Source organism: Pseudoxanthomonas sp. LH2527 (assembly GCF_022539275.1).
Classification (GTDB): Bacteria; Pseudomonadota; Gammaproteobacteria; order Xanthomonadales; family Xanthomonadaceae; genus Pseudoxanthomonas_A.
This window is the reverse complement of the sequence record NZ_JAKZBW010000007.1, coordinates 100,593-127,236: the sequence shown is the minus strand read 5'-3', so window position 1 is coordinate 127,236 and position 26,644 is coordinate 100,593. Positions and strand designations below refer to the sequence as shown.

Annotated in this window: 27 protein-coding genes; 17 read left to right on the top strand and 10 right to left on the bottom strand. The window is 69.0% G+C overall.

Features of this window, described 5'->3' with window-relative positions; translation table 11 throughout:
* Positions 1–12 precede the first annotated feature (12 nt).
* Positions 13–2,817 (top strand): serine/threonine-protein kinase, encoded by a 2,805-nt coding sequence (locus MMG85_RS06125; protein ID WP_241045229.1) that lies wholly within the window; start codon positions 13–15, stop codon positions 2,815–2,817.
* A gap of 6 nt (positions 2,818–2,823) precedes the next feature.
* On the opposite strand, the gene MMG85_RS06120 is transcribed toward MMG85_RS06125, so the two are convergent.
* Positions 2,824–3,447: a thymidine kinase gene (locus tag MMG85_RS06120; protein ID WP_241045228.1), complete on the bottom strand. Its 624-nt coding sequence runs from the start codon at positions 3,445–3,447 to the stop codon at positions 2,824–2,826.
* A gap of 149 nt (positions 3,448–3,596) precedes the next feature.
* A complete protein-coding gene (locus MMG85_RS06115; RefSeq protein ID WP_241045227.1) occupies positions 3,597–4,331 on the bottom strand; it encodes a hypothetical protein in 735 nt (244 codons plus the stop codon).
* A 124-nt stretch (positions 4,332–4,455) separates the two neighbouring features.
* Here MMG85_RS06115 and MMG85_RS06110 point away from each other — a divergent pair, with 124 nt between their 5' ends.
* The 3 genes from MMG85_RS06110 to MMG85_RS06100 are packed head-to-tail and all read left to right on the top strand — an operon-like array spanning position 4,456 to position 7,261.
* Entirely contained in the window at positions 4,456–6,432 is a 1,977-nt protein-coding gene (locus MMG85_RS06110; protein WP_241045226.1) for a UvrD-helicase domain-containing protein, read from the top strand.
* 53 nt (positions 6,433–6,485) lie between these two features.
* Entirely contained in the window at positions 6,486–6,866 is a 381-nt protein-coding gene (locus MMG85_RS06105; RefSeq protein ID WP_241045225.1) for a hypothetical protein, read from the top strand.
* A gap of 20 nt (positions 6,867–6,886) precedes the next feature.
* On the top strand, positions 6,887–7,261 hold the full coding sequence (locus MMG85_RS06100) for a VOC family protein (protein WP_241045224.1): 375 nt from the start codon (positions 6,887–6,889) through the stop codon (positions 7,259–7,261).
* A gap of 16 nt (positions 7,262–7,277) precedes the next feature.
* On the opposite strand, the gene MMG85_RS06095 is transcribed toward MMG85_RS06100, so the two are convergent.
* From MMG85_RS06095 to MMG85_RS06085, 3 genes are all read right to left on the bottom strand, one after another.
* Positions 7,278–8,714: a DUF2235 domain-containing protein gene (locus MMG85_RS06095; RefSeq protein ID WP_241045223.1), complete on the bottom strand. Its 1,437-nt coding sequence runs from the start codon at positions 8,712–8,714 to the stop codon at positions 7,278–7,280.
* A gap of 16 nt (positions 8,715–8,730) precedes the next feature.
* On the bottom strand, positions 8,731–9,351 hold the full coding sequence (locus MMG85_RS06090; protein WP_241045222.1) for a hypothetical protein: 621 nt from the start codon (positions 9,349–9,351) through the stop codon (positions 8,731–8,733).
* A 198-nt stretch (positions 9,352–9,549) separates the two neighbouring features.
* Positions 9,550–10,200: a DUF480 domain-containing protein gene (locus MMG85_RS06085; protein ID WP_241045221.1), complete on the bottom strand. Its 651-nt coding sequence runs from the start codon at positions 10,198–10,200 to the stop codon at positions 9,550–9,552.
* Between the two features lie 113 nt (positions 10,201–10,313).
* Here MMG85_RS06085 and MMG85_RS06080 point away from each other — a divergent pair, with 113 nt between their 5' ends.
* The 5 genes from MMG85_RS06080 (at position 10,314) to plsB (ending at position 16,400) form a co-directional block, all read left to right on the top strand.
* Entirely contained in the window at positions 10,314–11,222 is a 909-nt protein-coding gene (locus tag MMG85_RS06080; protein WP_241045220.1) for a 5'-nucleotidase, lipoprotein e(P4) family, read from the top strand.
* Complete coding sequence (gene pyrF / locus MMG85_RS06075) at positions 11,219–11,944, top strand: orotidine-5'-phosphate decarboxylase (protein ID WP_241045219.1); 726 nt, start codon at positions 11,219–11,221, stop codon at positions 11,942–11,944. Before MMG85_RS06080 ends, pyrF begins: the two co-directional genes overlap by 4 nt.
* A gap of 344 nt (positions 11,945–12,288) precedes the next feature.
* The gene (locus MMG85_RS06070) at positions 12,289–13,221 is read left to right on the top strand and encodes a hypothetical protein (protein WP_241045218.1); all 933 of its coding nucleotides are present in this window, start codon (positions 12,289–12,291) and stop codon (positions 13,219–13,221) included.
* Complete coding sequence (locus MMG85_RS18445) at positions 13,218–13,592, top strand: excalibur calcium-binding domain-containing protein (RefSeq protein ID WP_277399761.1); 375 nt, start codon at positions 13,218–13,220, stop codon at positions 13,590–13,592. Before MMG85_RS06070 ends, MMG85_RS18445 begins: the two co-directional genes overlap by 4 nt.
* Before the next feature lie 120 nt (positions 13,593–13,712).
* Entirely contained in the window at positions 13,713–16,400 is a 2,688-nt protein-coding gene (gene plsB, locus MMG85_RS06065; protein ID WP_241045217.1) for a glycerol-3-phosphate 1-O-acyltransferase PlsB, read from the top strand.
* Positions 16,401–16,424: 24 nt separating this feature from the next.
* Here the strand turns inward: plsB and MMG85_RS06060 are convergent, their stop codons facing one another.
* Together MMG85_RS06060 and MMG85_RS06055 are read right to left on the bottom strand one after the other, a co-directional pair.
* Positions 16,425–17,147, bottom strand: coding sequence for a GNAT family N-acyltransferase (locus MMG85_RS06060; protein ID WP_241045216.1), 723 nt, complete (start codon positions 17,145–17,147; stop codon positions 16,425–16,427).
* A 279-nt stretch (positions 17,148–17,426) separates the two neighbouring features.
* Complete coding sequence (locus tag MMG85_RS06055) at positions 17,427–17,633, bottom strand: YdcH family protein (RefSeq protein ID WP_241045248.1); 207 nt, start codon at positions 17,631–17,633, stop codon at positions 17,427–17,429.
* A gap of 58 nt (positions 17,634–17,691) precedes the next feature.
* Between MMG85_RS06055 and ttcA the strand changes: the two genes are divergently transcribed.
* From ttcA to MMG85_RS06035, 4 genes are all read left to right on the top strand, one after another.
* Positions 17,692–18,606 carry a tRNA 2-thiocytidine(32) synthetase TtcA gene (gene ttcA, locus MMG85_RS06050; protein ID WP_241045215.1) on the top strand — a complete coding sequence of 305 codons (915 nt, stop codon included), beginning with the start codon at positions 17,692–17,694 and terminating at the stop codon, positions 18,604–18,606.
* A 165-nt stretch (positions 18,607–18,771) separates the two neighbouring features.
* Complete coding sequence (locus tag MMG85_RS06045) at positions 18,772–19,674, top strand: recombination-associated protein RdgC (RefSeq protein WP_241045214.1); 903 nt, start codon at positions 18,772–18,774, stop codon at positions 19,672–19,674.
* Positions 19,675–19,727: 53 nt separating this feature from the next.
* Positions 19,728–20,516, top strand: coding sequence for a SprT family zinc-dependent metalloprotease (locus MMG85_RS06040; protein ID WP_241045213.1), 789 nt, complete (start codon positions 19,728–19,730; stop codon positions 20,514–20,516).
* Between the two features lie 130 nt (positions 20,517–20,646).
* A complete protein-coding gene (locus tag MMG85_RS06035) occupies positions 20,647–21,279 on the top strand; it encodes a hypothetical protein (protein ID WP_241045212.1) in 633 nt (210 codons plus the stop codon).
* Here the strand turns inward: MMG85_RS06035 and MMG85_RS06030 are convergent.
* Together MMG85_RS06030 and hemH are read right to left on the bottom strand one after the other, a co-directional pair.
* A complete protein-coding gene (locus MMG85_RS06030) occupies positions 21,256–22,104 on the bottom strand; it encodes an alpha/beta hydrolase (protein WP_241045211.1) in 849 nt (282 codons plus the stop codon). The two genes, MMG85_RS06035 and MMG85_RS06030, sit on opposite strands and share 24 nt — an antisense overlap.
* A complete protein-coding gene (gene hemH, locus MMG85_RS06025) occupies positions 22,101–23,063 on the bottom strand; it encodes a ferrochelatase (RefSeq protein ID WP_241045210.1) in 963 nt (320 codons plus the stop codon). The genes MMG85_RS06030 and hemH overlap by 4 nt, the downstream gene beginning before the upstream one ends.
* Positions 23,064–23,181: 118 nt before the next feature.
* Between hemH and MMG85_RS06020 the strand changes: the two genes are divergently transcribed.
* The 4 genes from MMG85_RS06020 to tatC all read left to right on the top strand — a co-directional run bounded on the left by MMG85_RS06020 (position 23,182) and on the right by tatC (position 25,637).
* Entirely contained in the window at positions 23,182–24,045 is an 864-nt protein-coding gene (locus MMG85_RS06020; protein ID WP_241045209.1) for a lipid-binding SYLF domain-containing protein, read from the top strand.
* A gap of 81 nt (positions 24,046–24,126) precedes the next feature.
* Positions 24,127–24,348, top strand: coding sequence for a Sec-independent protein translocase subunit TatA (gene tatA, locus MMG85_RS06015; RefSeq protein WP_241045208.1), 222 nt, complete (start codon positions 24,127–24,129; stop codon positions 24,346–24,348).
* Positions 24,349–24,369: 21 nt separating this feature from the next.
* On the top strand, positions 24,370–24,882 hold the full coding sequence (tatB, locus tag MMG85_RS06010; protein ID WP_241045207.1) for a Sec-independent protein translocase protein TatB: 513 nt from the start codon (positions 24,370–24,372) through the stop codon (positions 24,880–24,882).
* Positions 24,879–25,637, top strand: a complete 759-nt coding sequence (tatC, locus tag MMG85_RS06005) for a twin-arginine translocase subunit TatC (RefSeq protein ID WP_241045206.1) — start codon at positions 24,879–24,881, stop codon at positions 25,635–25,637. The genes tatB and tatC overlap by 4 nt, the downstream gene beginning before the upstream one ends.
* 101 nt (positions 25,638–25,738) lie before the next feature.
* Here tatC and MMG85_RS06000 read toward each other — a convergent pair whose 3' ends face one another.
* Positions 25,739–26,620: a BPSS1780 family membrane protein gene (locus MMG85_RS06000; protein ID WP_241045205.1), complete on the bottom strand. Its 882-nt coding sequence runs from the start codon at positions 26,618–26,620 to the stop codon at positions 25,739–25,741.
* Positions 26,621–26,644 lie beyond the last annotated feature (24 nt).

Here is a 26,644-nt window from a genome sequence, read left to right as displayed (position 1 = left end):
CGCGCCGCGCCGATGGACGTCGAACGCTGGAAACGCCTGTCCCCGCTGCTGGACGTGCTGCTGGAACTGGAGCCGGAAGCGCGCGTCGAGCAACTCGAGATCCTGCGCGCGGATGATCCGGAAACGGCGCAGGAAGTGGAAAAGCTGCTCGCGCTGGAAGAGGAAGGCGACGGCTTCATCGACCAACCGCTGATCGACAAGCCCGGCCAGCTGAAACCCGGCATGCGCCTGGGGCCTTACCAGCTGGAGTCGCTGCTGGGCGAAGGCGGCATGGGGCTGGTCTGGCTGGCCACGCGCGCGGACGGCCTGTACAAGCGCCGGGTGGCGCTGAAACTGCTGCGCCCCGGCTTGGCCGATCCCAACCTGCGGCTGCGCTTCACCCGCGAGCGCGAGATCCTCGCCCGCCTCGAACACCCCAACATCGCGCGCCTGCTCGATGCCGGCATCGGCAGCGAGGGCCAGCCGTACCTGGCGCTGGAGTACGTCGAAGGCGTGTCGATCACCGACTACTGCCTGGCCAACAACGTGGGCCTGGACGCGCGGCTGGCGCTGTTCCTGCAGGTCTGCGAAGCCGTCAGCCACGCGCATGCCAACCTGATCGTCCACCGCGACCTCAAGCCGTCCAACATCCTGGTCACGCCGTCGGGCGACGTGCGCCTGCTGGATTTCGGCATCGCCAAGCTGCTCGACGACCCGGAGCCGGCGCCGGTGCATCCGCGCACCGAAGTCCGCGCCTTCACCCTGCACTACGCGGCACCGGAACAGGTGCGCGGCGAACTCGTCACCACCATGACCGATGTGTATTCGCTCGGCGTGGTGCTGTATGAACTGATCGCCGGCACCAAGCCCTACCGCCTGCGCCGGCAGACCGATGCCGAATGGGAGCAGGCCATCCTGGCGGTGGAACCGCTCAAGCCCTCGGTCGCCACCCTGCGCACCACCGACGGCAGCCGCAGCCGTTGCCCGGAGGCGCGCCGCACCGCCCGCAAGCTCAGCGGCGACCTCGACAACATCGCGCTGAAGGCCCTGCAGAAGCTGCCGGAGCAGCGCTATGCCTCGGTCGAAGCCCTGTCGCTGGACCTGCGGCGGCATATCGAAGGCCGCCCTGTCCACGCGCGGGCGCAAAGCATGGGCTATCGGCTGCACAAGTACCTCGTGCGTCATCGCTGGGCACTGGCCGGTGGTGGCGTGGCGGCCACGGTGCTGGTCGCCGCGCTGGCCGCCAGCGTGTGGCAGGGGCGGCAGGCCATGCGCGAAGCGGCGCGCGCGCAGGCGATGCAGGATTTCGTGATCGGCCTGTTCGACAACGCCAGCGCCTCGCAACAGGGCAACACCTTCGATGCGCGCGAGTTGCTCGCGGCCGGCGAACGCCGCGGCGAGCGCGAACTCGCCAACCAGCCGCGCGCACAGGCCGAACTGCTGGGCGTGATCGCGCGCCTGCGCCTGGGCCTGGGCGATTACCACGAATCGCTGGCATTGCTGGAAAAGCAGGCACGCGTGCTGGCGGTGACCGGCGACGCCCCCGACAGCCTGCGCCTGCAGGCCGCCACCCAGCATGGCCGCGTGCTGCGCCTGCTGGGACGTTCGCGCCAGTGCGTGCAGGCGATGGCGCCGATGGAAGCGCGCCTGCGTCCGCTCGAATCGCGCCTGCCGCTGCGGGTGGCGGAGTTCCAGTCGCAGAACGGACGCTGCCGTGCGGACGCCGGCGAGAAGCAACTCGCGCGGCAGATGTTCGACAGCTCGCTGGATATCCGCCGCACCCTGAAAGACGAAGCCGGGGTGGCCGAGAACATGCGCGACCTGGCGCAGCTCGATGTCGAACTCGGCAACGCCGACGCTGGCGCGCGCGGCTATCGCGCCGCGCTGGCGCACCTGCAGGCGAACGGGCACGCGCGCCATCCGCTGGCGATCGAGATCCAGCGCAGCCTGGCGCTGCTCTACCGCAACCGCGGCGAGACCGACGCCGCACTCGCCGCGTTCCAGCGCGCGCGCGGACTCTCCGAAGACATCCACGGACCGCGGCACCCGCTCACCCAGGCCCTGCGGCGCCACATCGCCGCGGTGCAGGTCGACCAGGGCCAGCTGCGCGAGGCGGACGCGGAGCTGCGCCGCCTGCATGCGATGACGCTGGAGTCGCTGGGACCGCGCCATCGCGACACCGCGTCGAGCTGGAACTCGATGGGCATCATCGCGTGGGAGCGCGGCGACACCGCCGCCGCCGTGCGCGATGTCGCGCAGGCCGTCGCCATCTGGCGCGAGAACGAGAGCATGCAGATCCTGCCGGGCGGCCTGTTCAACTACGGCATGGTGCTGCACAGCGCCGGCCGCTACGACGAGGCGCTGGCGGCGCTGGAGGAATCGCGACAGCTGCGGGTGGGCACCATCGGCGCCAGCCACGCGCTGATCGGCGAGACCGACCGCATGATCGGCGAGGTACTCGCCGCCAAGGGCGACCTGCAGGGCGCGACGAAACGCTTCGACCGCGCCGTGCGGTTGACCCGCGTCGGCTTCGGCCCGGACCATCCGCGCACCTGGTTCTCGGAACTGTCGATGGCCCGGCACCTGACCCGGCTGGGACGGCCGCAGGATGCCATCGCACCGCTGCAGACACTGGCGACGCAGCCTGGCGGCGGCAGCGAAGCGCCGAAGCTGCGGTGGCAGGCCCGCTCATACCAGGCAGAGGCCCGGTGCCGACTGGGCGAGAAGGAGCGCGCACGCCGCGAACTGGATGCCCTGCTGGGCGAACTGCGCATCGCGCTGCCCGATGGCGGCATCATTCCGCGGGAAGTGGCGGAGCTGCGCGCCACCTGCCACTGAGCCGGCTCAGGCCAGCGGCAGGTCCGGCTGCACGGGATCGATGCGGCCCTCACCGCGGGCGATCTTCTTGAACTCGGCGCGACTGACCGACACGTAGCGCTCGTTGCCGCCGATCTCCACCTGCGGCCCGTCCTGCACGGCCAGCCCCTGTTCGTTGACGCGCACGGTCATGATCGCCTTCTTGCCGGTGTGGCAGATGGTCTTGATCTCGCTCAGCTCGTCGGCCCAGGCCAGCAGGTACTGGCTGCCCTCGAACAGCTCGCCGCGGAAATCCGTGCGCAGCCCGTAGCACAGCACCGGGATGCGCAGTGCATCCACCACTTCGCTGAGCTGCCACACCTGCGCGCGGGTGAGGAACTGCGCCTCGTCCACCAGCACGCAGTCGAGCTTGCCGTGCGTGGCGATGTCGTCGCGTATCCGCCGCTCCAGATCGTCGTCGCGCTCGAACGCCACGGCATCCGCGCGCAGACCGATCCGCGAGGCCACCACCCCGGTGCCGGCACGGTCGTCCAGCCGCGGCGTCAGGATCACCACCCGCATCCCGCGCTCGCGGTAGTTGTGCGCCGACTGCAGCAGCGTGGTGGTCTTCCCGGCATTCATCGCCGAGTAGTAGAAGTAGAGCTTGGCCATGGGCCCATTGTAGACCGCACGCACCTCCGCACCTTCGTGAGTCGGTCGGAGGGCAAATCCAGCGCAGCCCGATTCCCGGCGTGGACGGACTCGCGCCAGGCGTGGCAGCGGCCTGCACTGGATGGATGCCGGACGTCCTCCCTTTGAACCTATCGCGCGGGTTCGAGCGGACCTACATCGGCTTGCGGCGTAGCCTCGCCAAGGCCGCGCAGGAGCTGTTCCTGCATGCGCCAGTAGGCATCGGGCTGCCAGTGGTGCGTGGCGTAGTAGTCGCTGGCATCGACCCAGTGCGCGCAGCTGCCGGATGCCGTCGCGCCCGCACACACCTCTGTCCTGGACGCGACACCTGCGCGACTGCCCGTCATCTTCGACATGCCTCTTCGCAGTTGGGCGGCGAGCCGGGGCTTGGCAATCGCGTCCTGGTATTCGCTCTGCAGCGCAGCCCCTTCGTTCGTTGCGCGGGCGCGCTCCACTACATCCATCTGTGACCAGTAACGCTCGCGCATCGTCAACAGATGCGGCGTCCCGCGTTCGGCCGCCAGGTCCATCCAGATGTAGCCCATCGCGCGATCCTGCGGGCCGCCACGCCCTTCCCACCACATCTCGGCTAGCGCGGCCTGCGACAGCTTGTCCGCATAGCGCGCGCCGCGCTGGAAGTGGATGCGGGCCTCCTCCAGCCGCCCCGCCCGCAAGGCCTCGCTACCTCGGAGACGGAACTGCTGGTCGGGATGGAAAGCCAGGTAGTCTTCCGTCTGCATGATCAGCAGGTCCACCGGTCGCAGGGACGGAGTGGAAGCTGATGCCGATGGCGTGCCCGAAACAGCGGAATCGGCGAACGCGGGCATGGCGGCGCACAAGAATACAAGGGTCAACAGCGTCTTCACGGAGCGTTCCTCCTTTTCACACGTCCGGATCGTGTCGTATGAATAGGTGGACGGATCAGAACCTGTCAACAGAACCTGCCGCCGCTCGTCGGCGAGTACAATCGCGCTCCGCCAGGAAGTCCCCATGCACGGTCTTAATCCCCCCCAACGCGCCGCCGTCCTGCACAGCAAGGGCCCCCTGCTGGTGCTCGCGGGCGCCGGCAGTGGCAAGACGCGGGTGATCGTGGAGAAGATCGCGCACCTGATCGCCGGCAACCACTTCCCGGCGCGCCGGATCGCGGCGATCACCTTCACCAACAAGTCCGCCAAGGAAATGCGCGAGCGCGTGTCCAAGCGGATCAAGGGCGATGCCGCGGAAGGCCTGACCATATGCACCTTCCATGCGCTCGGACTGAAATTCCTGCAGATCGAACACGCCACCGTGGGCCTGAAGCGTGGGTTCTCGATCTTCGACGCCGACGATGCCCACGCGCAGGTCAAGGACCTGATGCACGGCGCCAAGCCCGACGAGGTGGAAGCGGCGAAGAACCTGATCTCGCGCGCGAAGAACGCCGGTCTCTCGCCGGAGGAAGCGCTGGCCGCGGCGCGCACCAACCGCGAGAAGGACGCCGCCCTGCTGTACCAGCGCTACCAGGACCGGCTGACCACGTTCAACGCGGTCGACTTCGACGACCTGATCCGCCTGCCGGTGCAGATCCTGGAGAACAATCCGGAGATCACCGCGGCGTGGCGCGAACGCATCGGCTACCTGCTGGTCGACGAATGCCAGGACACCAACGATGCGCAGTACCGCCTGCTGAAGGCGATCGCCGGCGAGCGCGGCGACTTCACCTGCGTGGGCGATGACGACCAGAGCATCTACGCCTGGCGCGGTGCCAACCCCGACAACCTGCTGCAGATGGCGAAGGACTATCCGGCCCTGCAGATCATCAAGCTGGAACAGAACTACCGCTGCAGCAACCGCGTGTTGCGCGCCGCCAATGCGCTGATCGCCAACAACCCGCACGAACACCCGAAGGCGCTGTGGAGCGATCAGGCCGACGGCGAACGCATCCGCGTCTGGGAGTGCCGCGACAACGAGCACGAAGCGGAGAAGGTCGCCGCCGAGATCTCGTTCGTGCACGCGTCCAAGAGCGCGGCGTGGAGCGACTTCTGCATCCTGTTCCGCGGCAACCACCAGTCGCGCGCGCTGGAGAAGGCGCTGCAGCTGCTGCGCATCCCCTATCACCTGACCGGCGGTACCGCGTTCCTGGAGCGGCAGGAAGTGAAGGACGCGCTGTCGTGGCTGCGCCTGCTGGTCAATCCGGACGACGACGCCGCCTTCCTGCGCGCGGTGCAATCGCCCAAGCGCGAAGTCGGTGCGACCTCGCTGGCGAAGCTGGCCGAGATGGCGCAGCACGCGCACCTGCCGTTATCGCGCGCGGCAGAATCGATGGGCGCGCTGAAAGCCTTGCCGCCGCGTGCGGCCAACGGCCTCAGCGCCTTCGTCGACATCGTGCGCGACCTGCGCCGGCATGCCGAGGAACTGCCGCCGGCCGATCTGGTACGCCGCCTGAGCGAACGGTCCGGCCTGCTGGCCGACCTGCGCTCGCAGTGCAAGGACGAAGCCTCGTTCCAGCGTCGCCGCGCCAACCTGGACGAACTGGCCGACTGGTTCGAAGGCGGACCGCGCGGCAGTTCCGCCGGCGACCTGGCCGCGCAGCTCGCGCTGCTGTCGCGCAACGACAAGGATGACGGCGGCAACCAGGTGCGGCTGATGAGCCTGCACGCGGCGAAGGGACTGGAATTCCGCTACGTCTTCATCGTCGGCTGCGAGGACGGCACGCTGCCGCACGAGACCAGCGTGGAGGAAGGCAACCTGCAGGAAGAACGGCGCCTGATGTACGTGGGCATCACCCGTGCCAAGGAACAGCTGTGGCTGAGCCACAACCGCGAGACGCGCCGCTTCGGCGAGCGCCTGCGTCTGCAGCCCAGTCGCTTCATCGATGAATTGCCGGTCGACGAACTGCAGCGCGACGGCGCCGACCCGGTCGCCGACGCGGAGCGCAAGAAGGAACGCGCCAGCGCCGGCCTGGCGGCGATCCAGGCGATGTTCGACTAGGGATCGCGCGGACGACGCGGTACGCTTGGCCCGTATCCACGGGAGCACGGACCATGACGCGCAACAGCCGGATCTGGTGGCTGGTGGGTTTCCTGATCGCCCTGGTCGGCGTCGGGTTCCCGTACTGGCGGGCGCCTTCGGCCATGACGGCGTTGCCCGGTGCGCTCTACGGCCCTGGCCTGGCGGCGCTGGTGGTCGTTGCGATGATGTTGCGCGCCTTCGGTACCGGACGCTTCTTACCGCTCCTGCTGCTGGTCGCCGCCGCCGCGCCGACGGCCGTGCTGCTGCGGATGCTTGTTGGCGACAGCGCCGGCATGCCGGTCTCGTGGCCGCGCGAACTGCTGATCGCTTCGGCAATCGGGCTGGCGGCATCGTTGGCGGGCACGCTTATCGGCAGCCTGTTCCTGCTGCGCAGCAGTCGTCGGCCGCAGTGAACCCCACCGGAGACACCGCGATGCAACCCCGCCTCTCCCACATCCACCAGATCGCCCTCACCGTCGGCAACGTCGATAGCGCACTGGCGTTCTACCGCGACGCGCTGGGCCTGCCCTTTCTGTTCCAACCCGCGCCGACGCTGGCATTCCTTCAGGCCGGCGATGTGCGACTGATGCTGACCACACCGCAGGGCGCGGGGGCGGTCGGTGCCAATTCGATCCTGTACTTCCGCGTGGACGACATCGTCGCCACGCAGGCCGCCCTCGTCGCGCGCGGCGCGACGGAAGAGCGGCCGCCGCAACTCGCCGCGCGCATGCCGGACCATGAACTGTGGACCGGCTTCCTGCGTGATCCGGATGGCAACCTGGTGGGGCTGATGGAGGAGAAGCGCTAACCCGCGACAGGTGCGCTTACCGCGCAGCTGCGGGCGACTCGCGCGCGGGCTCGGCGGGTGACGACTGGGGAGACGCGACGTGCATCGATGGCTCCTCCCGCGCTGCCAGTTCCCTGGCGACATCCGCCTGGAACTGGCGTGCCCAGGGGCCGCGCAGATATTCGCCGAGCACGGCCGACATCGGGTCGCCTCCGCTTGTTGGTCCTGCCCGCGAGACGCGCTCCACGATGTCATTCAAGCCGGGCCACACGGACCGGTCCGCTGCCTCTTCGACATATCCGCCCACGGCTTTCCCGGTCGCCTGCGACGACGCTCCGGTGCGGCGCTCGAACTGGGCGTCGAGGGCCTCGTCGATCGGCGCCTTGCGGTTGCAGTCGTCGACCACCGCCTGCCGGCAAAGCCGCTCCGGCGCCAGCGTGTCCACATGGTCGCGCACGCCGTCGCGGTCGTAGCCACGCGTGCCGTACAGGCCGCCCATGTGCTGGTCGGAGCGGTGGATCACGTACTGGTCGGGATCCTCTGGCAGGGGACGCTTCTCGAGATACGGCGTGTCGCTGAGGCGGTTGAGGAATTCGACGCTCAGGTTGAAATTCTCGATGCCCAATCCGTTGCGGGAGTAGGTGTCCGCCATGTCCCCGTGAGACCCGGGGCGGACGAGGTTGAGGCTGCGGTCGTCTTCACTGAATCCCAGCGACACGTGCAGGGTGGCCTTGAACAGATCACGACGCTCGTTCTCAGCCGTCAGCTGGAACGTCGTCAGCGTAGACGGAGGCAAGCGGCGATCATGCTCCTCAACCCCCGTTTGAACGGGGTCGATCATCAGCGCCACTTGCGGCGTCACGCCTGGCTGCACGAGCAGGGGGCGGTCGGCGTACTCGATACGGGTGATCAGGTTCTCCCCGTTCACACGATAGTCCGCACTTTCCGGATCGCGTATGCCACGCTCATGGATCATTCGCTCAAGCGCCGCCATCTGCTCGCCGCCGCGACTGAACCCGATGCCGGCGACACGGATCTGCGCCGCCGGATCCTCTCTCAGCCATTCCTTGGCCTGCACGCAGAACTGGAAGTAGGCCGTCTCGACCCGCTCGTCAAAGGTGTGTCCGAAGCGCCCATCGAACAACTTTTCCGGTGTCCTGAGCCATCCATTCTGTGTAAATGTCCCTTCCACATAGCCTGCCGCCACTCTTGGCGGCCTGGCTTCTTCTATCTGCTTGTAGATCTTCGCGACCGCGCTCCAGTGCGCGGGATCATCATCGAACAAACTGTTCCCGGTCCCATCCAGGCCGGCGATATACAAACGTTCGTGCGCATTTCCTTCGCGAAGAAACAGGGGAACACGAAGCTTGGCCAGTTCGGCCTCGGCTTGACGATAGCTTTCGCGGCCCGCTTCTCCGGTGCGCTCTACCTCTATCCTGCCGTCCCGATCCTGCGCCTCTTCACTCGATTGCATGGCGAGCGCTCCTTGCTCAGTAGTTCCGACTGAATACCTTGATCAGGTCATTTCGGAAGTCGCTGTACCGGTTCCCCGGCTCTTGCAACTCCCTGGTGGAGATGTGCGCCCGCATGTAGACGCTGATCGTGCGATCGTTGACCTCAAGAATGATGGCAGGCAGCAATCCCGGGCCTGGCCCTTGCTCCGATATCTCCTCCTGCCTGAGATTGTGCCGGACCAATCCATCCCGGAAGATCTCGCCGATATCGATCTCCGCCTCAAGCGGTGTCCCGTCCTTCGAGCGCCATGTGACGCGGGCCGGGGGCGGGAAATTCGGGATGGGGCCACGGCCCGCGCTCAACAGCTTGTCGAGCGGTCGTCCATACGATGCGACCGAGGGCGACGGTCTGTCTTCCGATCCGTGACTGAAACCCCGGTAGAGGATCGCGCACGATTGGGTATCGAAGCAGTGCCCACCAAAATAATGCGCCCTGAACTTCAACGGCCACTCGGCGCCGACGTTGGTGTAGTGGCCTTCCGGCAGCGCGGAAGAAGGACCGGGTGAGGTCGATGTGGCCATGGTGGCGTGGCATCCTGTCGTGGCAACGGAGATCAGCGCGCTGGTGGCGATACTCCGGATGAGGCGTCGTTCCATGAAGACGTTCCGTGCCGGGGGCGCAGCGAACGTAGCGCGATGCAATGCGGCGCGCAACGTCGCCAGCCGGGTATCCGCGTGTAGCTTGGCTGTTGCGGCATCAGGGCCGAGGGCGAACGTGAGAGTCACCCGACGCATGACGCATGACGCAGGGCCGCGACCGCTCCGTTCGCCGACGCAAGCGACGAAGGCTGACGCTCAGCCTTCGCGCGCCGCGAGCAGGGTGGCTACCTGTTCACGCAAGGCGGCGACCTCGCCCTCCAGCGCCGCGACGCGCGCTTCGAGTTCCGCATTCGCAGGCTCGCCCGCGGACGACGACGGCAGCCGCGCCGCGATCGCCGCCACGTCCACCGGACCGCCGAGCAGATGCATGTAGCGATCCTCGCGCTGTCCCGGACCGCGCGGGATCTGCACGACCAGCGCAGGTTCGCGCTGGATCAGGCGGTCCAGGTGATGGCGCACGTCATCGGCGTCGGCAAACTTCAACAGCCGCTCGCTGCGCGCGAGCAGTTCGTGCGTGGTCTGCGCGCCGCGCAGCAGCAACAGGCCCAGCAGCACGGCCTGCTGCTGCGGGATGCCGAAGAACGCCGCGGTGCGATGCTCGTAGCGCTCGGCGCGCGAAGAGAACACCTGCTTGGCCAGGCCCTTCTGCTCCAGCTGGCGCAACGCATGGTTCACCGCGCCCGGGTCCAGCGTCATGACCGGATCGCGCGCGGTCTTCTGGTTGGCGGCGGACTGCGCAGCGTTGACCGTCAGCGGATAGGTCTCCGGCGTGGTGGCTTCCTTCTCGATCAGGCAGCCGAGCAGGCGGGCCTCGGTGGCATTCAGGACGAGCGCGGTGTCTTCCATGGAGGCATCGGGAACAGGAACGGGCCGGCAGGATAACCCGCGCGCACCGGCATCGACCGACGGGTGTAACAGCGGTCGGCTAGAATTCCCGCACATTCGAAATGGGATCTTCCATGCGCGTTTCCCTGCTCGCCGCCGGCCTGGCGGCTTCATTGCTGACCCTGGCCGCCTGCAAACGCACCGAGCCCGTGGCCGCACCAGCCGATGCCGCCGCGCCTGCCGCCACCGCGACGGCGGCCAAGCCCACCGGCACGCACGACAACCTCAACGCCGTGGCGTGGGTGCAGACCTCGGTCGAGTACCGCGCGATCACCACGCAGACCTTCCGTGCCGCCGCCGACCACCTGGATGTCGCGCTGAAGGAAAAGAACTGGGACGCGCTGGTCCCGGGCGAGCGCGGCAACGCCGCCGCCGGCCTGAAGCCGGCCGTGGTGATGGATGTGGACGAAACCGTGCTGGACAACTCGCCCTACCAGGCACGGCTGATCCGCGACGGCAAGGAGTACGACGAGATCAGCTGGGACCAGTGGGTCGCCGAAAAGAAAGCGAAGCCGCTGCCGGGCGTGGTCGATTTCGCCAAGGCCGCGGCCGAGAAGGGCGTGACCATCCTGTACATCTCCAACCGCGCCGTGCACCTGAGGGAAGCCACCCTGGCCAACCTGCGCGAGGCCGGCCTGCCGGTCGCCGACGACAGCGTGTTCCTCGGCCTGGGCACGGTGCTGGAAGGCTGCGAGCAGAACGGCAGCGAGAAGAACTGCCGCCGCCGCCTGGCGGGGCAGCAGTACCGCGTACTGATGCAGTTCGGCGACCAGATCGGCGACTTCACCGAAGTGGTGGCCAACACCGGCGACGGCCGACAGGCCCTGTTCGACGAGTACGACGACTGGTTCGGCGAGCGCTGGTGGATGCTGCCCAACCCGACCTACGGCTCGTGGGAGCCGGCGCTGTTCAACAACGCCTGGGACCAGCCGCCCGCCGCCCGCACCCAGGCCAAGCGCGACGCCCTGGACTACGCGCCGTGAGCGCAGCCGGTCCCGTTGCACTCAGCGCGCGCGAGCGCCTGATCTTCGCGCTGGACGCGCCGTCCGGCGCCGACGCGCTGGCCTGGGTCGACCGGCTGGGCGACGCGGTGCAGTTCTACAAGATCGGCATGGAGCTGCTGGCCAGCGGCGACTACTTCACCGTGCTGGATGAGCTGGCCCGGCGCGACAAGCGCGTGTTCGTCGACCTGAAGTTCTTCGACATCCCCGCCACCGTGGCCGGGGTGATCCGTGGCCTGTCGCGCTGGCCGGTGACCTACGCCACCATCCACGGCTGGCACGCGGGGATGATGGAAGCCGCCGCCGGGGCGCGGGCCGGCGAGTTGCGGCTGCTGGCGGTGACCGTGCTGACGTCGATGGACGGTGGCGATCTTCGCGCCATGGGCATCAACAGCGGCGAACCGGCGGACATCGTCGTCCAGCGCGCGCTGGCGGCGCAGTCGGCCGGCATCGACGGCGTGATCTGTTCGGGGCAGGAGGCGGGGATGATCCGCGCCGCCACGGGTACGGGCTTCTCCATCGTCTGCCCGGGCATCCGCCCCGGCGGCCCGGTGAGCGACGACCAGAAGCGCACCGTCGGCGTGGCCGAGGCCTTCGCACGGGGCGCCGACGCCATCGTCGTGGGCCGGCCGATCAGCCAGGCCGCCGATCCGCGTGCCGCGGCCGAGGCGATCCAGGCCGAGATCGCCGCTTCGATCAATTAAATCAATAGCTTGCATATATCTATTTCAGGTATTGCCTTAGCATTCGGGCGCAGGTAGGCTGTGCGCATCCGGTCCTTGGACCGGAGATGTGCCACAACACTTCGTCCTCCGGTTTCGGCCGGACTTCAGGAGGTCCGCGACGTCGCAAGACGGCCGGCCTCCTTTTTTATTGGGCGGGAGTAGGGAATGGGGAATAGGGAATGGGAACAACTGCGGCGTTCGCAGTCCCTGCACTCCATTCCCCAATCCCTACTCCCCATTCCCGACCTCCCAACTGCGACCGCCATCCTTGCCGCGTCGGCCGGCGCCCGCGAAGATGCGGAGCGACTGGGGAGTCACACCGCATGAAGCCGAAGCCGTCCGCGTCCGTCCTGCGCGTGCTGGCAGCCGCCGGGCTGTCGCTGCTGCTGCTGGCCGCCTGCAGGAAGCAGGCGCCGGAGGAGTTGGCCGGTGCGGCCAGCGAGCCGGCCGCCAGCGTGCGCCAGCTGGCGACCCATCTGCAGAACAACGACCTGGTCGGCTTCACCCGTGACGCCGTGCCGCCGGAGCTCCACGCGCGACTGGACGCCGCCTGGCGCGCCGGCCACAGCCGCTGGCCGCTGACCGAGCTGCCACTGGAAGACAAGCTGGTGCCGATGCTGGTCGCCCTGTCGGCCAAGGACGCGGAAAAGACCCTGCAGCGCAGCTTCGACCGCCAGTTCGCCCGCCAGGACCGCGACCTGAAGGAAGCCGCGCGCACGCTGGGCCTGTTCGGCGTGCAGTACGTGAAGAACGAAGGCGATTACACCCAGGAAGAACGCGACCACTACGCGCAGGTCATCGCCGCGCTGGGCGAGTGGGCGCAGCAGGCCCCGCTGGGCGACCCCGCACTGGCGCGCGCCACGCTCGCACGGCTGGCACCGGCGGCACGCCGCAGCGGCCTGACCAGCGAACAGGCCCTCAACGACGCCGGCATGGCCGGCAGCCTGCAGCGGCTGACCCCCGTCTTCGTCGAGACGAAGGCGACCTTCGCGCGCTACGGACTGCCGCTGGACGCCACCTTCACCGACCTGCGCACCGGCCTGGTCGAACAGAAGGGCGACACCGCCACCGTGCGCATCCACTACCCGCTGGGCGAGCGCGAGATCGACACGGTGGTCAGCCTGACCCGGCGCAACGGCCAGTGGTACCTCACCGACTACCTCCGGCATGCCGAAGCCGTGCTGGCGGCAGTGCCCGCGCCGACCGCCCCGCCGGCGGCGACGCCTGCCGACGGTGAGACGCCGTCCCCGCCATGACGGCCTGCAGGCGCTGGCCGAAGGCGTTCTTCGCGCTGGCCGGACTGCTCGCATGCGCTTCCCCCGTGCATGCGCACTCGGGCGGCCTGGACAAGAACGGCTGCCACACCCAGCGGAAGACCGGCGAATACCACTGTCATCGGCACAGCACGCCGACAGGGTCCCCTTCCGTCGCGCCCACGCGCGTTCCCCGGTTTGCGCCGTCCGCGCCCTCCCAACTGCGCGACACGGCACCCACCCACCCCTTCCGCAATTGTGACGAGGCCCGCGCCCACGGCGCGGCGCCCGTCCGGCGCGGTGATCCGGGTTATGGGGCGCATCTGGACCGGGACAACGACGGCGTGGGATGCGAGCCCCGGCGCCGGCGCTGAACGCCCCGCTTTCAACGGCTCGCGCCTCTCCCCGGGATGCCGGCGAGCCCGCCCGGCGCCATGAATGAGACACGCCGCAGCCGGTAACCGCTTTCCAGCCGGCCATGGGCGTGGGCCATAATGCGGCCGATGCCTGAACAGAACTCCCTGCCGTTTCCGGACGGCCCGACGCCGACGCCGCCCGAGAAGACATCCGCGGCGGCGAACGCACCTGCGCCCGGCACCTCGCCGGAGGCCGCGATCGCTGACGATGCGCCGGTGACCGCGGGCCTGCCGATGGCGCCGTACGGCGCCACCCGGCAGGCCAAGCGCCCACTGTGGGCGCGGCTGCTGGGCCGCCTGGCCGATCCCTGGCTGGCGTTGAACATCGAACCCGGCGTGCCGGCCGACCTGCTGGACGGCCGCCCGGTCTGCTACGTGCTGGAAGACTACGGCCTGTCCAACGCGCTAATCCTCGACCGCGCCTGCCGCGACGCCGGCCTGCCCTCGCCGCTGATGCCGCTGCCGGTGGGCGGCAATCCGCTGGGCCGCAAGCGCGCCTACGTGGCGCTGTCGCGCCGCAACGCCAGCACGCTGATCCCCGACCAGGTCAGCGCCAAGACCCATTCCGGCTCGCTGGCCAAGCTGCTGCAGGCGCATCGCGCCAACCCCGCGCTGGACGTGCAGCTGGTACCGGTGTCGATCTTCGTCGGCCGCGCACCGGACAAGCAGAGCGGCTGGTTCTCGGTGCTGTTCTCCGAGAACTGGGCCATCGTCGGCCGCTTCCGCCGGCTGCTGGCGATCCTGCTCAACGGCCGCGGCACCATCGTCCGGTTCGCGCCGCCGGTGTCGCTGCGCGGCACGGTCGATGAAGGCCTGGAACCGGAACGCACCGTCCGCAAACTCTCGCGCGTACTGCGCACGCACTTCCACCGCATCCGCGAAGCCATCATCGGCCCCGACCTGTCCACGCGCCGGCTGCTGGTGGACCAGGTGCTGGCCGCCGAGCCGGTGAAGGAAGCCATCGTCGAACAGGCGCGGCGCGACAAGTCCAAGCCCGAGGACGCGTGGAAGAAGGCGCACGCCTACGCCTGGGAAATCGCCGCCGACTACTCCAACCCGGTGGTGCGCTCGGCCAGCTTCCTGCTGAGCCACGTGTGGAACCAGATCTACGACGGCGTGCTGGTCCACCACCTGGACAAGTTCAAGGAAGCCGCGCCCGGCCACGAAGTGGTCTACGTGCCCTGCCACCGCAGCCACATGGACTACCTGCTGCTGTCGTACCTGCTGTACGAGCGCGGCATCGTGCCGCCGCACATCGCCGCCGGCATCAACCTCAACCTGCCGGTGGTGGGCACGCTGCTGCGCAAGGGCGGCGCGTTCTTCATGCGCCGCAGCTTCCGCGGCAACCCGCTGTACTCGGCGGTGTTCACCGAATACGTGGCGCAGCTGGTCTCCGGCGGCTATTCGCTGGAGTACTTCATCGAAGGCGGACGCTCGCGCACCGGCCGGCTGCTGCCGCCGAAGGGCGGCATGATCTCGATGACGCTGCGCGCGTTCCTGCGCCAGCCGCGCAAGCCGGTGCTGTTCCAGCCGGTCTACATCGGCTACGAAAAGTTGCTGGAAGGCACCAGCTACCTGGACGAACTCAGCGGCCGGCCGAAGGAGAAGGAATCCATCTGGGCCGTGCTGTGGGGCATCCCCAAGGTGCTGCGGCAGAACTACGGCCAGGTGGTGGTGAACTTCGGCGAGCCGATCCCGCTGAACGACGCGCTGGCCACGTACGCGCCCGAGTGGGACGGCAAGCCGGTGGGCGAAGAAGAAAAGCCCGCCTGGCTGTCCGACATCGTCGACGCCCTGGCACAGCAGATCCAGGTCAACATCAACCGCGCCGCCGACGTGAACCCGATCAACCTGCTGGCGCTGGCACTGCTGTCCACGCCCAAGCACGCAATGGGCGAAGCCGACCTGATCGCGCAGATCGAGCTGTCGAAGGTGCTGCTGGCCGAACTGCCCTACTCCGACCGCGTCACCGTCACCCCGCACTCGCCCGACCGCATCATCTCCCACGCCGAGGAGATCAACATGCTGCAGCGGATCAAGCATCCGCTGGGCGACGTGCTGAGCGTGGACGACGACACCGCCGTGTTGCTCAGCTACTACCGCAACAACGTGCTGCACCTGTTCACGGCCTCGTCGTGGATCGCCTGCTGCTTCCAGAACAACCGCCGCATGAGCCGCGCCGGCGTGCTGCGGCTGGGCCGCACGCTGTATCCGTTCCTGCAGGCCGAGCTGTTCCTGCCGTGGAGCGAGGACGAGTTCGCCGAGCGGATGGAACGCACCATCGAGGTGTTCGTCCGCGAAGGCCTGCTGCAGCAGGTCAACGACGACGATGGCGGCATCCTCGCGCGCAGCGCCGGCCAGACCGACGAAGTGTTCCGCCTGCGTGCGATCGGCCACTCCCTGCAGCAGGCGTTCGAGCGTTACTACATCGCCATTTCGGTGCTGGTGAAGAACGGCCCCGGCACGCTGGGCGCGGCGGAACTGGAAAGCCTGTGCCAGCAGGCCGCGCAGCGCCTGAGCCTGCTGTACGCACCGGCCGCGCCGGAGTTCTTCGACAAGACCCTGTTCCGCGGCTTCATCCAGAAGCTGCGCGAACTCAAGCTGGTCTGGCCCGACGAGAACAGCAAGCTGCTGTTCGACGACCGCCTGGATGCCTGGGCGCGCGACGCCAAGGCCATCCTCGGCCGCGAACTGCGCCACACCATCGAGAAGGTCAGCCCGGAAGCCGCCAAGCCGGCCGAGCCGGTGGCGGCGCCGCTGGACTGAGCGCACGCCGGCGGTCGAGGAAGCTCAGCCGCCCAGGGCGTGGAACGACCGCGTCAGCCACGCCTTGGCGGGCAACGCGCGCGCGGGCTCGCGGATCAACCGGTGCAGCGGCGAGCCGCATTCGGACAGGTAGGGCTCGTCCTCCATCACCAGCACCATGCGCAGCAGGTCCACGCCACCGGGCAGGATCGCCGGCGGCAGGTATTCGCGGAAGCCGTAGTGCTCGAACACGCCATGCAGGAACGGCTCGCAGGCGATCAGGCAGAACTGGATGCGCGATTCCTGCGCCCAGCGGTAGACCTCTTCCATCAGCCGGTCGACCACCGGCTTGTTGCGCTGGTCGGCCTGCACGGCGAAGCGAGTGCCCACCGCCACCTGCGACAAGGGCCAGGTCCGCGCGAAGTCGTCGATCTGGAACAGGCTGCCGTACTCCACCTGCACTGCCAGCGGCGAGAAGTCATGCAGCCGCAGCGTGGCGATCGCCTGCGCACCCTTCTCCACCGCCAGCGTGGTGCCGCACGCATCCAGGCCGTCGGTGACGCGCCGGCTGCGGTCGCCGAACTGGCCCTGTTCGTGGAAATACACTTCGCGGCGCAGGCGCGGCACGTCGCCCAGCGGCTCGCCCGGCAGGATGCGCAGCATCCGCAGCCCGATGCCGGCCAGCGCCGCGTCGGCCGACGCCGAGGCGATCCGCGCCTCGCGGGCGGACACCGGCATCCGGTGGTTGAACGGCTTGTCCTGCTCCATGCCACTCCCTCGCCACCGCGCGTCAGCGCAACGGCTTGTCATTGGGAACCGCGGCGCCGGCAGGACGGCAGACGGTCAGTCGGTAGGGGAAATCCCCACACCCGGCTATGAAGCAAACATCGGGCCAACTGCACGCACGACCGCGCGCGGGCCGGAAACGACCGCCATGCGGCGTTCCGGCAGTGTCCACATGCGCGATGGGCGACGAGCGCAACGCCGCGGGTGACGTCCAGCGTCAGATTCGAGCTTCGACCGTCCGGCCGGAGCGACACCGTGGCGTCAGGCGGGTTCGTCCGGGATCAGCGCGCTCTCCAGCCGCGCGATGCAGTCCTTCAGCCACAGCTTGCGCTTCTTCAGCCGCTTGATGGCCACCTCGTCGGCATCCCCTTCCTCCACCAGACGCACGATGGCGTCGTCCAGGTCACGATGCTCGGTCCTGAGTGCGGCGATCTTCTCGGCGATGTCGGCGGGGTTGTCGATTTCCACGCGGCGAGCGTACACCGCCAACGGCGGGAGCGTCACCGCGCCCCGGTACAATGGCGCCATGAGCACCGTCCTGCCCTTGCCCGACCCCGTCCTGCGCCGTCCCGCTGCCGATCCGCGCCGGGTCGCGCACGAGCAGGGCAAGCTGGCCAGGCGCCTGCGCCGGCAGGTGGGCCAAGCGATCGCCGACTTCGGCATGATCGAGGAAGGCGACAAGGTGATGGTGTGCCTGTCCGGCGGCAAGGACAGCTACACGATGCTGGACATCCTGCTGCAGCTGCAGAAGAAGGCGCCGGTGCGCTTCGAGCTGGTGGCGGTGAACCTGGACCAGAAGCAGCCCGGCTTTCCCGAGCATGTCCTGCCGGACTACCTGGAACGCATCGGCGTGCCGTTCCACATCATCGAGCAGGACACGTACTCGGTGGTCAGCCGGGTGATCCCGGAAGGCAAGACGATGTGCTCGCTGTGCTCGCGCCTGCGCCGCGGCTCGCTGTACCGCTATGCCGAGGAGAATGGCTTCACCAAGATCGCGCTCGGCCACCACCGCGACGACCTGGTCGCCACGTTCTTCCTCAACCTGTTCTTCCACGCCAAGCTCTCGGGCATGCCGCCCAAGCTGCTGTCGGACAACGGCAAGCACGTGGTGATCCGCCCGCTGGCCTATGTGCGCGAGGACGACATCGCCGAATACGCCGAGGCCAAGGGCTTCCCGATCATTCCGTGCAACCTGTGCGGCAGCCAGGAAAACCTGCAGCGCAAGCAGGTCAAGAAGATGATGGACGCCTGGGAACGCGAGACGCCCGGCCGTATCGAAACCATCGCGCGCGCGCTGGGCGACATCCGCCCGTCGCAGCTGAGCGATCCGAAGCTGTTCGATTTCCTCTCGCTGGGTCACCGTGATGGCGCCGCCTTGCCCGATGTGCAGGCGTGGCTGGCGGGCGAACCGCACCCTGCCCTGGCGAACAAGGACACCTGACCTCGCCACACCCCGCCGTCATCCCGGCGAAAGCCGGGATCCATTCTGCTTCTGCTGTCCGCCAGCCCGCTGAAGCACAAGAGCGATATGGATCCCGGCTTTCGCCGGGATGACGGGCAAAACAACCGCACGCATTCCCCTCATTTACCGGACCCTGATTCCCCGATGTTCTTTCGCAATCTGACCCTGTTCCGCTTCCCCACCACGCTTGATTTTTCCCAGCTCGATGAACTGCTGCCCGAAGCCGCGCTCAAGCCGGTCGGCCCGCTGGAGCTGTCCTCGCGCGGCTTCATCTCGCCGTTCGGTCGTGGCGAAGAGGCCCTGTCCCATCGCATCAGCGACGCCATCTGGCTGAGCGTCGGCGGCGAGGACAAGATCCTGCCCGGCGCGGTGGTCAACGACCTGCTGCAGAAGAAGCTGCTGGAGATCGAGGCGAAGGAAGGCCGCAAGCCCGGCGGCAAGACCCGCAAGCGGTTGAAGGACGACCTGCTGCACGAGCTGCTGCCGCGCGCGTTCGTCAAACCCTCGCGCACCGATGCGCTGATCGACCTGGAGCATGGCTTCATCGCCGTGGATGCGTCCTCGCGCAAGACCGGCGAGAACGTGGTGTCGGAAGTGCGCCGCGCGCTGGGCAGTTTCCCCGCGCTGCCGCTCAATGCCGAGGTGGCGCCGCGCAACGTGCTGACCGGCTGGATTGCCGGCGAGCCGCTGCCGGAAGGCCTGTCGCTGGGCGAGGAGTGCGAGCTGAAGGACGCGATGGAAGGCGGCGCGGTGGTGAAGTGCCAGAACCAGGAGCTGCAGAGCGACGAGATCGCCAAGCACCTGGAGGCCGGCAAGCAGGTCACCAAACTGGCCCTGGTGCTGGACGACCACGTGTCGTTCGTCCTCGGCGAGGACCTGATCGTGCGCAAGCTGAAGTTCCTCGACGGCGCCGTCGACCAGCTGGAGAACACCGAGCACGACGACCTGCGCGCCGAGCTCGATGCCCGCTTCGCGCTGATGGCCGGCGAACTGAAGCGGCTGTTCCTGGTGCTGGAGCACGCGCTGAAACTCAGCAAGGCGGAGTGAGCTCCGCTCTGCGCGATGCCTTCGCCGCACACCGCTTCCGCTACCATCGCGCCATGCCGTCCCTGCTCCAGCGCCTGACCACCCGCACGCCCCGCAGCGTCGAACGCGACACGGTGACGCTGCAACTGGAGGATGGCCGCGACCTGGAGATCCAGCGGGTGCGCGACCCGCGCGCCAAGCGGCTGAAGCTGAGCATCGACGAACGCGGCGCGCGGCTGACGCTGCCCTGGCGCGCCAGCTTGGTGGCCGGCGAGCGCTTCCTGCAGCAGCACCGCGGCTGGCTGGCCGACCAGATCGCCCGCCACGCACCGGACGACGACGTCGCCGCCTTCGTGCCGGGCGTCTCCATGCACCTGCCGCTGCGCGGCGGGGACGTGCCGCTGCACTGGCACGAGGGCCGCTTCGCCCGCATCGAACGGCAGCAGGACGGCATCCACGTGCACCTGCCCGCCCGCGTCAGCGAGGCCACCTTGCGGCGCACCCTGCGCGCGTTCTACGAAGCCGAGGCGCGGGCCGACATCGGCCGCTGGCTGCCGGCCTACCTCGCGGGGCTGCCGCGCGCGCCGCGCCAGATCCGGCTGAAGGTGATGTCCTCCCAATGGGGCTCGCTGGCGCCGGATGGGACGTTGACGCTGGACCTGGCACTGGTGCTGGGCCGGCCTTCGGCCTTCGAGTACGTGCTGGTCCACGAGCTGTGCCATCTACTGCAGGCCAACCATTCGCCGGCCTTCTGGCGGGAAGTCGAGGCGCGTTTCCCCGACTGGCGGGACGAGCGGGCATGGTTCCACGCCGAGGGGCGGCGACTGAAGGCCAGGCTGCACCGGCTGCTGGCGGCGGACTGAGGGCGCGGAACGTGATGTGAGACACCTCATGTCCGGAATGAGATGTACATCACGATTTGAGGGGCAAGCCGATGCCGGCAGGTCCCTGGGGACCCGGCCGCGCGGCCCTCCTTTCCCTTCGAAACCGCCCATGGACCGTCGCCCGATTTTCCCGCTGTCCTCCGTCCCGCCTGTCGACCCGTCGGCTGTCGGCAACCCGGTCGCCACCGCCCGCACGCCCTCGCTGCGCGGGTTTTCCCTGTACGCCATTCCGCCTTCTGAAACGGCCGCCAGCCTCGGCGCCCGACGCGCGCTGATGAGCCGCAAGAGCCTGTCGGTGGAGGAAGTGGGTACGCGCGCACGGGAGCGGCGCCGCGCCGCCAGCAAGATCGAGCGCTTCGACCGCCTCGCCCGGCTGCTGCTGATGCTGCTGGTGGTGGCCGGGGTGGTCGCCTGGCTGGGCAGCGCGCGCGACTCGGTTCCGGCCCTGCTGGCCGGTTATGTGCTGCTGGGCCTGTCGGCCGCCGCGCTGATCGCCCGGGTCACGCGCACCCCCGAGGCCGCACGCCTGCCGCTGGAGCGCTACTACCTGCCGGACGAACAACTGGCCAGCGCCGAGGACATCGCCCTGCTGCGCCGCCTGGCGCAGGAGGACAGCGAACTGGATGCCGCCACCGCAGCGTGGTGGCGCAGCACCGCCCCGATCCGCAAGGGCGACGTGCGCTTGGCGGTGGAGTTCTCCCACGCCAAGCGCGCGGGATCAGGCCTCGCGCAGAAACGCTGAAAACCGCGCCGCCACCGCGGCCGGATCTTCCATGTGCAAGTGATGGGTGCCGGCCATGACGTGCAGCCGGCCGTCCGGCAGCAGCGCGGCGCGCTGCGAGCGCAGGGGCTCGGGGAAGTAGGCCTGCGGCGGATCGGCGAACACGATCGTGGCCGGGCAGGCGATGCCGGCCACCAGCGCCGCCAGCTGCGCTTCGTCCAGCCGCTGTGGCGTGGGCAGGGTCAGGCGCGGATCGCTGCTCCAGACAAAGCCGCCTTCCACCGGCCGCACCCCGCGCTCGACCAGCAGCCGTGCCGCCGGTTCGCTCAACTGGTTGGCCAGCATCCGCGCGCGCACCGGCGCGGCGAGATCGGCGAACACGCGCAACTGCTTGCCCGGCAACGCACGCGCGGCCGCGATCGCCTCGCGCCAGCGATCGGCGGTGCGCTCGACGGTTTCCGCCAGGCCGCCCAACGCTTCGATCGCGACCAGCCGCTGCACCCGCTGCGGCACCGCAGCCGCCATCAGGCTGGCGATGCCGGCGCCCATCGAATGCCCCAGCAGCGAGAACGTCTCCCAGCCCAGCGCATCGGCGATGTCCAGCACCGCGTTGACCGCCACGCCGCTGGTGTATTCCGCGCCCGGCGCGAGATGCGCGCTGCGGCCATGGCCCGGCAGGTCGGGCGCCACCAGGTGCACACCCGGCAGATGCGCGGCCAGCGGCACGAAGCTCGCCGCGTTGTCCAGCCAGCCGTGCAGCGCCAGTACCCGCGTGCCCTCGCCGCCGCCGCGCAGGCCGGTGATGCGCCCGAGCGGAATGTCGACGGCGAACTCGCGCAGCCTCATGCGTCCGCGTCGCCCGCCCGGCAGGCCAACGCGGCCAGCGCTTCCACATGGCGGGCATCGTCGTTGAGGCAGGGGATGTAGCGCAGCGCGCCGCCGGCGTGGGCGAACTCCTCGGCGAAGCCGATCCCCACTTCCTCCAGGGTTTCCAGGCAGTCCACCGCGAAACCCGGACAGACCACGTCGACCTTGCGCACGCCGCGCGCGGCCAGGGCCTGCAGCGTGGTGTCGGTGGCCGGCTCCAGCCAGCGCTCCTTGCCGAAACGGGACTGGTAGGTCAGCGTCCATTCGTCGTCGCGCAGGCCCAGCGCCTGCACGATGGCGCGCGTACTGGCCTCGCAACGCTGCGGGTAAGGATCGCCGTTGCGGGCCAGCCGCTGCGGCAGGCCGTGGTACGAGAACAGCAGGTGCTCACCGGCGCCCTGGCCATCGCGCCACTGCCGGATCGAGTCCACCACCGCGGCCACCCAGCCGGCATCGACCGAATAATCGTCGATGAAACGCACGTCCAGCCCCGCCGCTTCGCGCACCACCACATCGCGCACCGATTCGGTGGTCGTGGTGGAGTACTGCGGATACAGCGGCAGCACGACGACACGCTGCACGCCGTCGGCACGCAGCGCGCGCAGGCGCGTCGCCACGGAGGGCGCGCCGTAGCGCATCGCGTCGTGCACGCGCCAGTCCGGCAACCGCGCCTGCAGGGCCTCGGCCAACCGCCGCGTGTAGACCGCCAGCGGCGAACCCTGGGGCAGCCAGATGCTGGCGTACTTCGCCGCCGCCTTCGGTCCGCGCAGCGGCAGGATGATGAAGTGCAGCAGCGGGCACCACAGCCAGCGCGTCAGCTGCACCACGCGATGGTCGTGCAGGAACTCGGCCAGGTAGCGGCGGACGGCGCGTGGCGTCGGTGCCTCGGGCGTGCCGAGGTTGACGACGAGCAGGGCGGTGGAGGGCGTGTCGGGCATCCGCGTATTGTGGCAGAGCACGCGCCCGGCGCCGTCGCTGTCAGCGCCGATTCATCCGCCCCCGCCTAGTTTCAGGCGGTTGCAGCCGTCTGCTGCGAAACCCCTGTATGGAGCCGCCATGAACCGCACCTCCCGTCGCCTGCTGCCGCCCACCGCGCTTGCGCTGGCCGCCGCCCTGTTCGCCGGCCAGGCCATCGCGGGTCCCAAGGAGGACGAGCGCGCCACCAATGCGGTACGCGTGCTCAACGAGATCCAGCGCATCCCCGAAAACGGCATTCCCGACAAGCTGCTCGACGAAGGCAAGGCGATCATCGTCATCCCCGACACGCTGAAGGCCGGCCTGGTGATCGGCGGCCGTCGCGGCCATGGCCTGATGTCGGTGAAGAATGCCGACGGCAGCTGGTCGCAACCGGTGTTCATCAAGCTCACCGGCGGCAGCATCGGCTTCCAGGCCGGCGTGCAGTCCTCCGACGTGGTGCTGGTGTTCCGCAACGATCGCTCGCTCGACTCCATCGTCAACGGCAAGTTCACCCTGGGCGCCGATGCCGGCGTCGCCGCCGGTCCGGTCGGCCGCAATGCCAGCGCGTCCACCGATGGCCAGCTGAAGGCCGAGATCTGGTCGTGGTCGCGCGCGCGCGGCCTGTTCGCCGGCGTGGCGCTGGATGGCGCGGTGCTGCAGATCGACGATGACGCCAACACCGCCGTCTATGGCAGCGCCGCCACGCCGCGCGCCATCTTCGAGAGCCGCGCCGGCCAGCCGTCGAATGCCGTGGTCGGCTTCCGCGACGAGCTGGAGGAAGTCACCGAGCTGGCCCGCAACAACCGCGGCACGACCGGTGCCGCCCCCGCGGCGGCCCAGGCGCCCGCACCGGCGGTCGCGCCGGTGGTCGTCGAGGCGCCCGCCCAGACGCAGGGGACGCAGGGATTCGAGCCCGTGCAGGACGGCGAAGTGCGCACCGAGCCGCTCGACACCACACCCTGACGGAAGTAATGGGCGATGGGTCGCCATCCCGGCGGCCCGCCTGCGCTATCCTGAGCGCCCCAACTTTCCTGCGAGCACACCATGGGCGGTTTGAGCATCTGGCATTGGATCATCGTGCTGGTGGTCGTGTTGCTCGTCTTCGGCACCAAGCGCCTGCGCAATGCCGGCCAGGACCTGGGCGAAGCGGTCAAGGGCTTCAAGAAGGGCATGAAGGACGACGACAAGCCGGCCGGCCAGTTGAACGACCAGTCGCGCACCGACGAGTCCAGCGCCGCCAAAGAGCGCGACCGCGACGCCAGCTGATCGCGCGGCATCGCAGCCGCCATGTTCGATATCGGCTTCAGTGAACTGCTGGTCGTCGCGGTCGTCGCGTTGATCGTGCTGGGTCCCGAGCGCCTGCCCAAGGCGGCGCGCTTCGCCGGCCTGTGGGTGCGCCGCGCGCGCGCGCAGTGGTACTCGGTGAAGGACGAGTTGGAGCGCGAACTCGCCTCCGAAGAGCTCAAGCGCAACCTCAAGGACGCCCAGGACGCGCTGCGCGACACCGAACAGCGCATCCGCGACAGTGCGAGCGAGACCGAACGCCAGTTCGAGGAGGTCCGCCAGGCGGCGCGGGATGATGCCAAGGCGCTTCGCGACGACATCGAGTCCGCCATCACGCCGCCCGCGCTGGCGAAACCGCCCGCCGCACCGGCGGCCGCGGACCCCGATCCGGTGATCGAACACGAGGGCAGTCCCGCCTCCCCGGCCGATGCGCCTGTCGATGCGCCGCAGGACCAGGCCGCCGAACCCGCGACCGGCACCACCGCCGACCTGTTCCCGCCGAAGGAAGCGCGATGAACCGCGAATTCGGGGGCCAGGAGGCCGAAAGCAGCCTGATGGAACACCTGCTGGAACTGCGTACGCGGCTGATGCGCGGGCTGGCGGGTACCGGCGTCATCCTGCTGGCGCTGCTGCCGTTCGTGCGCCAGCTGTACGACCGCCTGGCGCAACCACTCATTTCCCAGCTGCCCGCCGGCCAGGCGACGCAGATGATCGCCAGCGATCCGACATCCGGATTCTTCGCACCGATCAAGCTGGCGTTCTTCCTCGCCCTGTTCCTGTCCTCCCCGTGGCTGCTGTACCAGGCGTGGAGCTTCGTCGCGCCCGGCCTGTACAAGCACGAGAAGCGGCTGGCGGTGCCACTGCTGGTCTCGTCCATCGCGCTGTTCTATGCCGGCTGCGCGTTCGCCTACTTCCTGGTGCTGCCCAGCGTGTTCCACGCGTTGACGGTGTTCACCCCGGACATCGTGACGCTGGCACCGGACCCGGCCAAGTACCTGGACTTCGTGATGGTGATCTTCCTGGCCTTCGGCGTCAGCTTCGAGCTGCCGGTGGCGCTGGTGATCATGGTGCTGCTGGGCTGGGTGACGCCGCAGCAGCTGCGCGAAGGCCGGGGTTACGCCATCGTCGGCGTGTTCGTCGTCGCCGCGCTGATCACCCCGCCCGACGTGGTGTCGCAGCTGATGCTCGCCATCCCGATGTGCCTGCTGTACGAGCTCGGCATCATCGCGGCGGGCTGGTTGAAACCGCGCCCGCACCCCCACAGCCCCTGAGCGCGCGGGACGCCGGGCGTCCAGCAGCGGAACTACTTCGTTTCATTTCCTGCCCGCTTCGTAGGGTGCGCCCTGGCCCACCGTCGCGCGATGCCGGACGCTCAGACCTCGATCCGCGCCGGTGCCACCGGCACACCCGGCGCGTCCGCGGCGCCGCCCAGCATCTGCCGCCACGCCGCATACGCCGCACCGGCCAGCACCGGCATCACCAGCGCCAGCAGCGCGAACTGCCACAGGCCCATCGCGATGGTCGCGCCGACCGCCAGCGCCAGGATCGACGCCACCAGCAGCGAGCCCATGCCGACGGCGAAGATCGCGATGCCCGCCAGCAGGTAGAACACCAGCATGGCCGTCCAGTTGTGCAGGCAGGCGCGCAGGCTGTTGCGCATGGCGTCCATGACGTGGGCGCCGGAGAACAGGATCTGCGGCGAGGCGACGAACGTCATCCACTTCACCGCCACGAAGACGATCGCCACCAGCAGCAGCCACAGCAGCAGGCGGCCGGCCGGCAGGCCTTCGACCAGCGAGGGATCGGGCTGGCCGCCGGCGGCCGCGATCGTCTGCATCTGCTGGTAGACCTCGGCCAGGTGCTGCAGCTGTTCGGTGCCGACCAGCACGAACAACAGTGCGCCCATCACCAGCGCGGCCAGCAGTTGCGGCAACAAGGTGGCCAGCAGGGCCGGCGCATGGCCGTCGCGGACCGGCTGCAGCAGGTGGGACGGCTGCGCGGCGCGTCCCTGGTCGACTTCGCGCACGGCCCACAGCATGCCGGCGAAGAACAGCGGCCCCGCCAGCACCAGCAGAAACTGCATCGCCAGCGTCATCGCCGGCAGCGTCACCGCCACCAGCATCACGACCATCGACAACAGGCCCCACAGCACGGCCAGCGTGGCCAGCGGCACCGGCGCCCGCTTCAGCAGCGCAAAGCCTGCCAGCAGCCATTCTGCGCCGGCACTGGCCGGCACCTTGTTGATCGTCGACATCGGGGATCTCGGGGGAGGTATGGA

Bases quoted from the DNA above. Each gene is read 5' to 3' on its own strand.
- MMG85_RS06125 (WP_241045229.1), top strand. From the start codon at position 13: ATGGACGTCGAACGCTGGAAACGCCTGTCCCCGCTGCTGGACGTGCTG.
- MMG85_RS06120 (WP_241045228.1), bottom strand. From the start codon at position 3,447: ATGGCCAAGCTCTACTTCTACTACTCGGCGATGAATGCCGGGAAGACC.
- MMG85_RS06110 (WP_241045226.1), top strand. From the start codon at position 4,456: ATGCACGGTCTTAATCCCCCCCAACGCGCCGCCGTCCTGCACAGCAAG.
- MMG85_RS06105 (WP_241045225.1), top strand. From the start codon at position 6,486: ATGACGCGCAACAGCCGGATCTGGTGGCTGGTGGGTTTCCTGATCGCC.
- MMG85_RS06100 (WP_241045224.1), top strand. From the start codon at position 6,887: ATGCAACCCCGCCTCTCCCACATCCACCAGATCGCCCTCACCGTCGGC.
- MMG85_RS06095 (WP_241045223.1), bottom strand. From the start codon at position 8,714: ATGCAATCGAGTGAAGAGGCGCAGGATCGGGACGGCAGGATAGAGGTA.
- MMG85_RS06090 (WP_241045222.1), bottom strand. From the start codon at position 9,351: ATGGAACGACGCCTCATCCGGAGTATCGCCACCAGCGCGCTGATCTCC.
- MMG85_RS06085 (WP_241045221.1), bottom strand. From the start codon at position 10,200: ATGGAAGACACCGCGCTCGTCCTGAATGCCACCGAGGCCCGCCTGCTC.
- MMG85_RS06080 (WP_241045220.1), top strand. From the start codon at position 10,314: ATGCGCGTTTCCCTGCTCGCCGCCGGCCTGGCGGCTTCATTGCTGACC.
- MMG85_RS06070 (WP_241045218.1), top strand. From the start codon at position 12,289: ATGAAGCCGAAGCCGTCCGCGTCCGTCCTGCGCGTGCTGGCAGCCGCC.
- MMG85_RS18445 (WP_277399761.1), top strand. From the start codon at position 13,218: ATGACGGCCTGCAGGCGCTGGCCGAAGGCGTTCTTCGCGCTGGCCGGA.
- plsB (WP_241045217.1), top strand. From the start codon at position 13,713: ATGCGGCCGATGCCTGAACAGAACTCCCTGCCGTTTCCGGACGGCCCG.
- MMG85_RS06060 (WP_241045216.1), bottom strand. From the start codon at position 17,147: ATGGAGCAGGACAAGCCGTTCAACCACCGGATGCCGGTGTCCGCCCGC.
- ttcA (WP_241045215.1), top strand. From the start codon at position 17,692: ATGAGCACCGTCCTGCCCTTGCCCGACCCCGTCCTGCGCCGTCCCGCT.
- MMG85_RS06045 (WP_241045214.1), top strand. From the start codon at position 18,772: ATGTTCTTTCGCAATCTGACCCTGTTCCGCTTCCCCACCACGCTTGAT.
- MMG85_RS06040 (WP_241045213.1), top strand. From the start codon at position 19,728: ATGCCGTCCCTGCTCCAGCGCCTGACCACCCGCACGCCCCGCAGCGTC.
- MMG85_RS06035 (WP_241045212.1), top strand. From the start codon at position 20,647: ATGGACCGTCGCCCGATTTTCCCGCTGTCCTCCGTCCCGCCTGTCGAC.
- MMG85_RS06030 (WP_241045211.1), bottom strand. From the start codon at position 22,104: ATGAGGCTGCGCGAGTTCGCCGTCGACATTCCGCTCGGGCGCATCACC.
- hemH (WP_241045210.1), bottom strand. From the start codon at position 23,063: ATGCCCGACACGCCCTCCACCGCCCTGCTCGTCGTCAACCTCGGCACG.
- MMG85_RS06020 (WP_241045209.1), top strand. From the start codon at position 23,182: ATGAACCGCACCTCCCGTCGCCTGCTGCCGCCCACCGCGCTTGCGCTG.
- tatA (WP_241045208.1), top strand. From the start codon at position 24,127: ATGGGCGGTTTGAGCATCTGGCATTGGATCATCGTGCTGGTGGTCGTG.
- tatB (WP_241045207.1), top strand. From the start codon at position 24,370: ATGTTCGATATCGGCTTCAGTGAACTGCTGGTCGTCGCGGTCGTCGCG.
- tatC (WP_241045206.1), top strand. From the start codon at position 24,879: ATGAACCGCGAATTCGGGGGCCAGGAGGCCGAAAGCAGCCTGATGGAA.
- MMG85_RS06000 (WP_241045205.1), bottom strand. From the start codon at position 26,620: ATGTCGACGATCAACAAGGTGCCGGCCAGTGCCGGCGCAGAATGGCTG.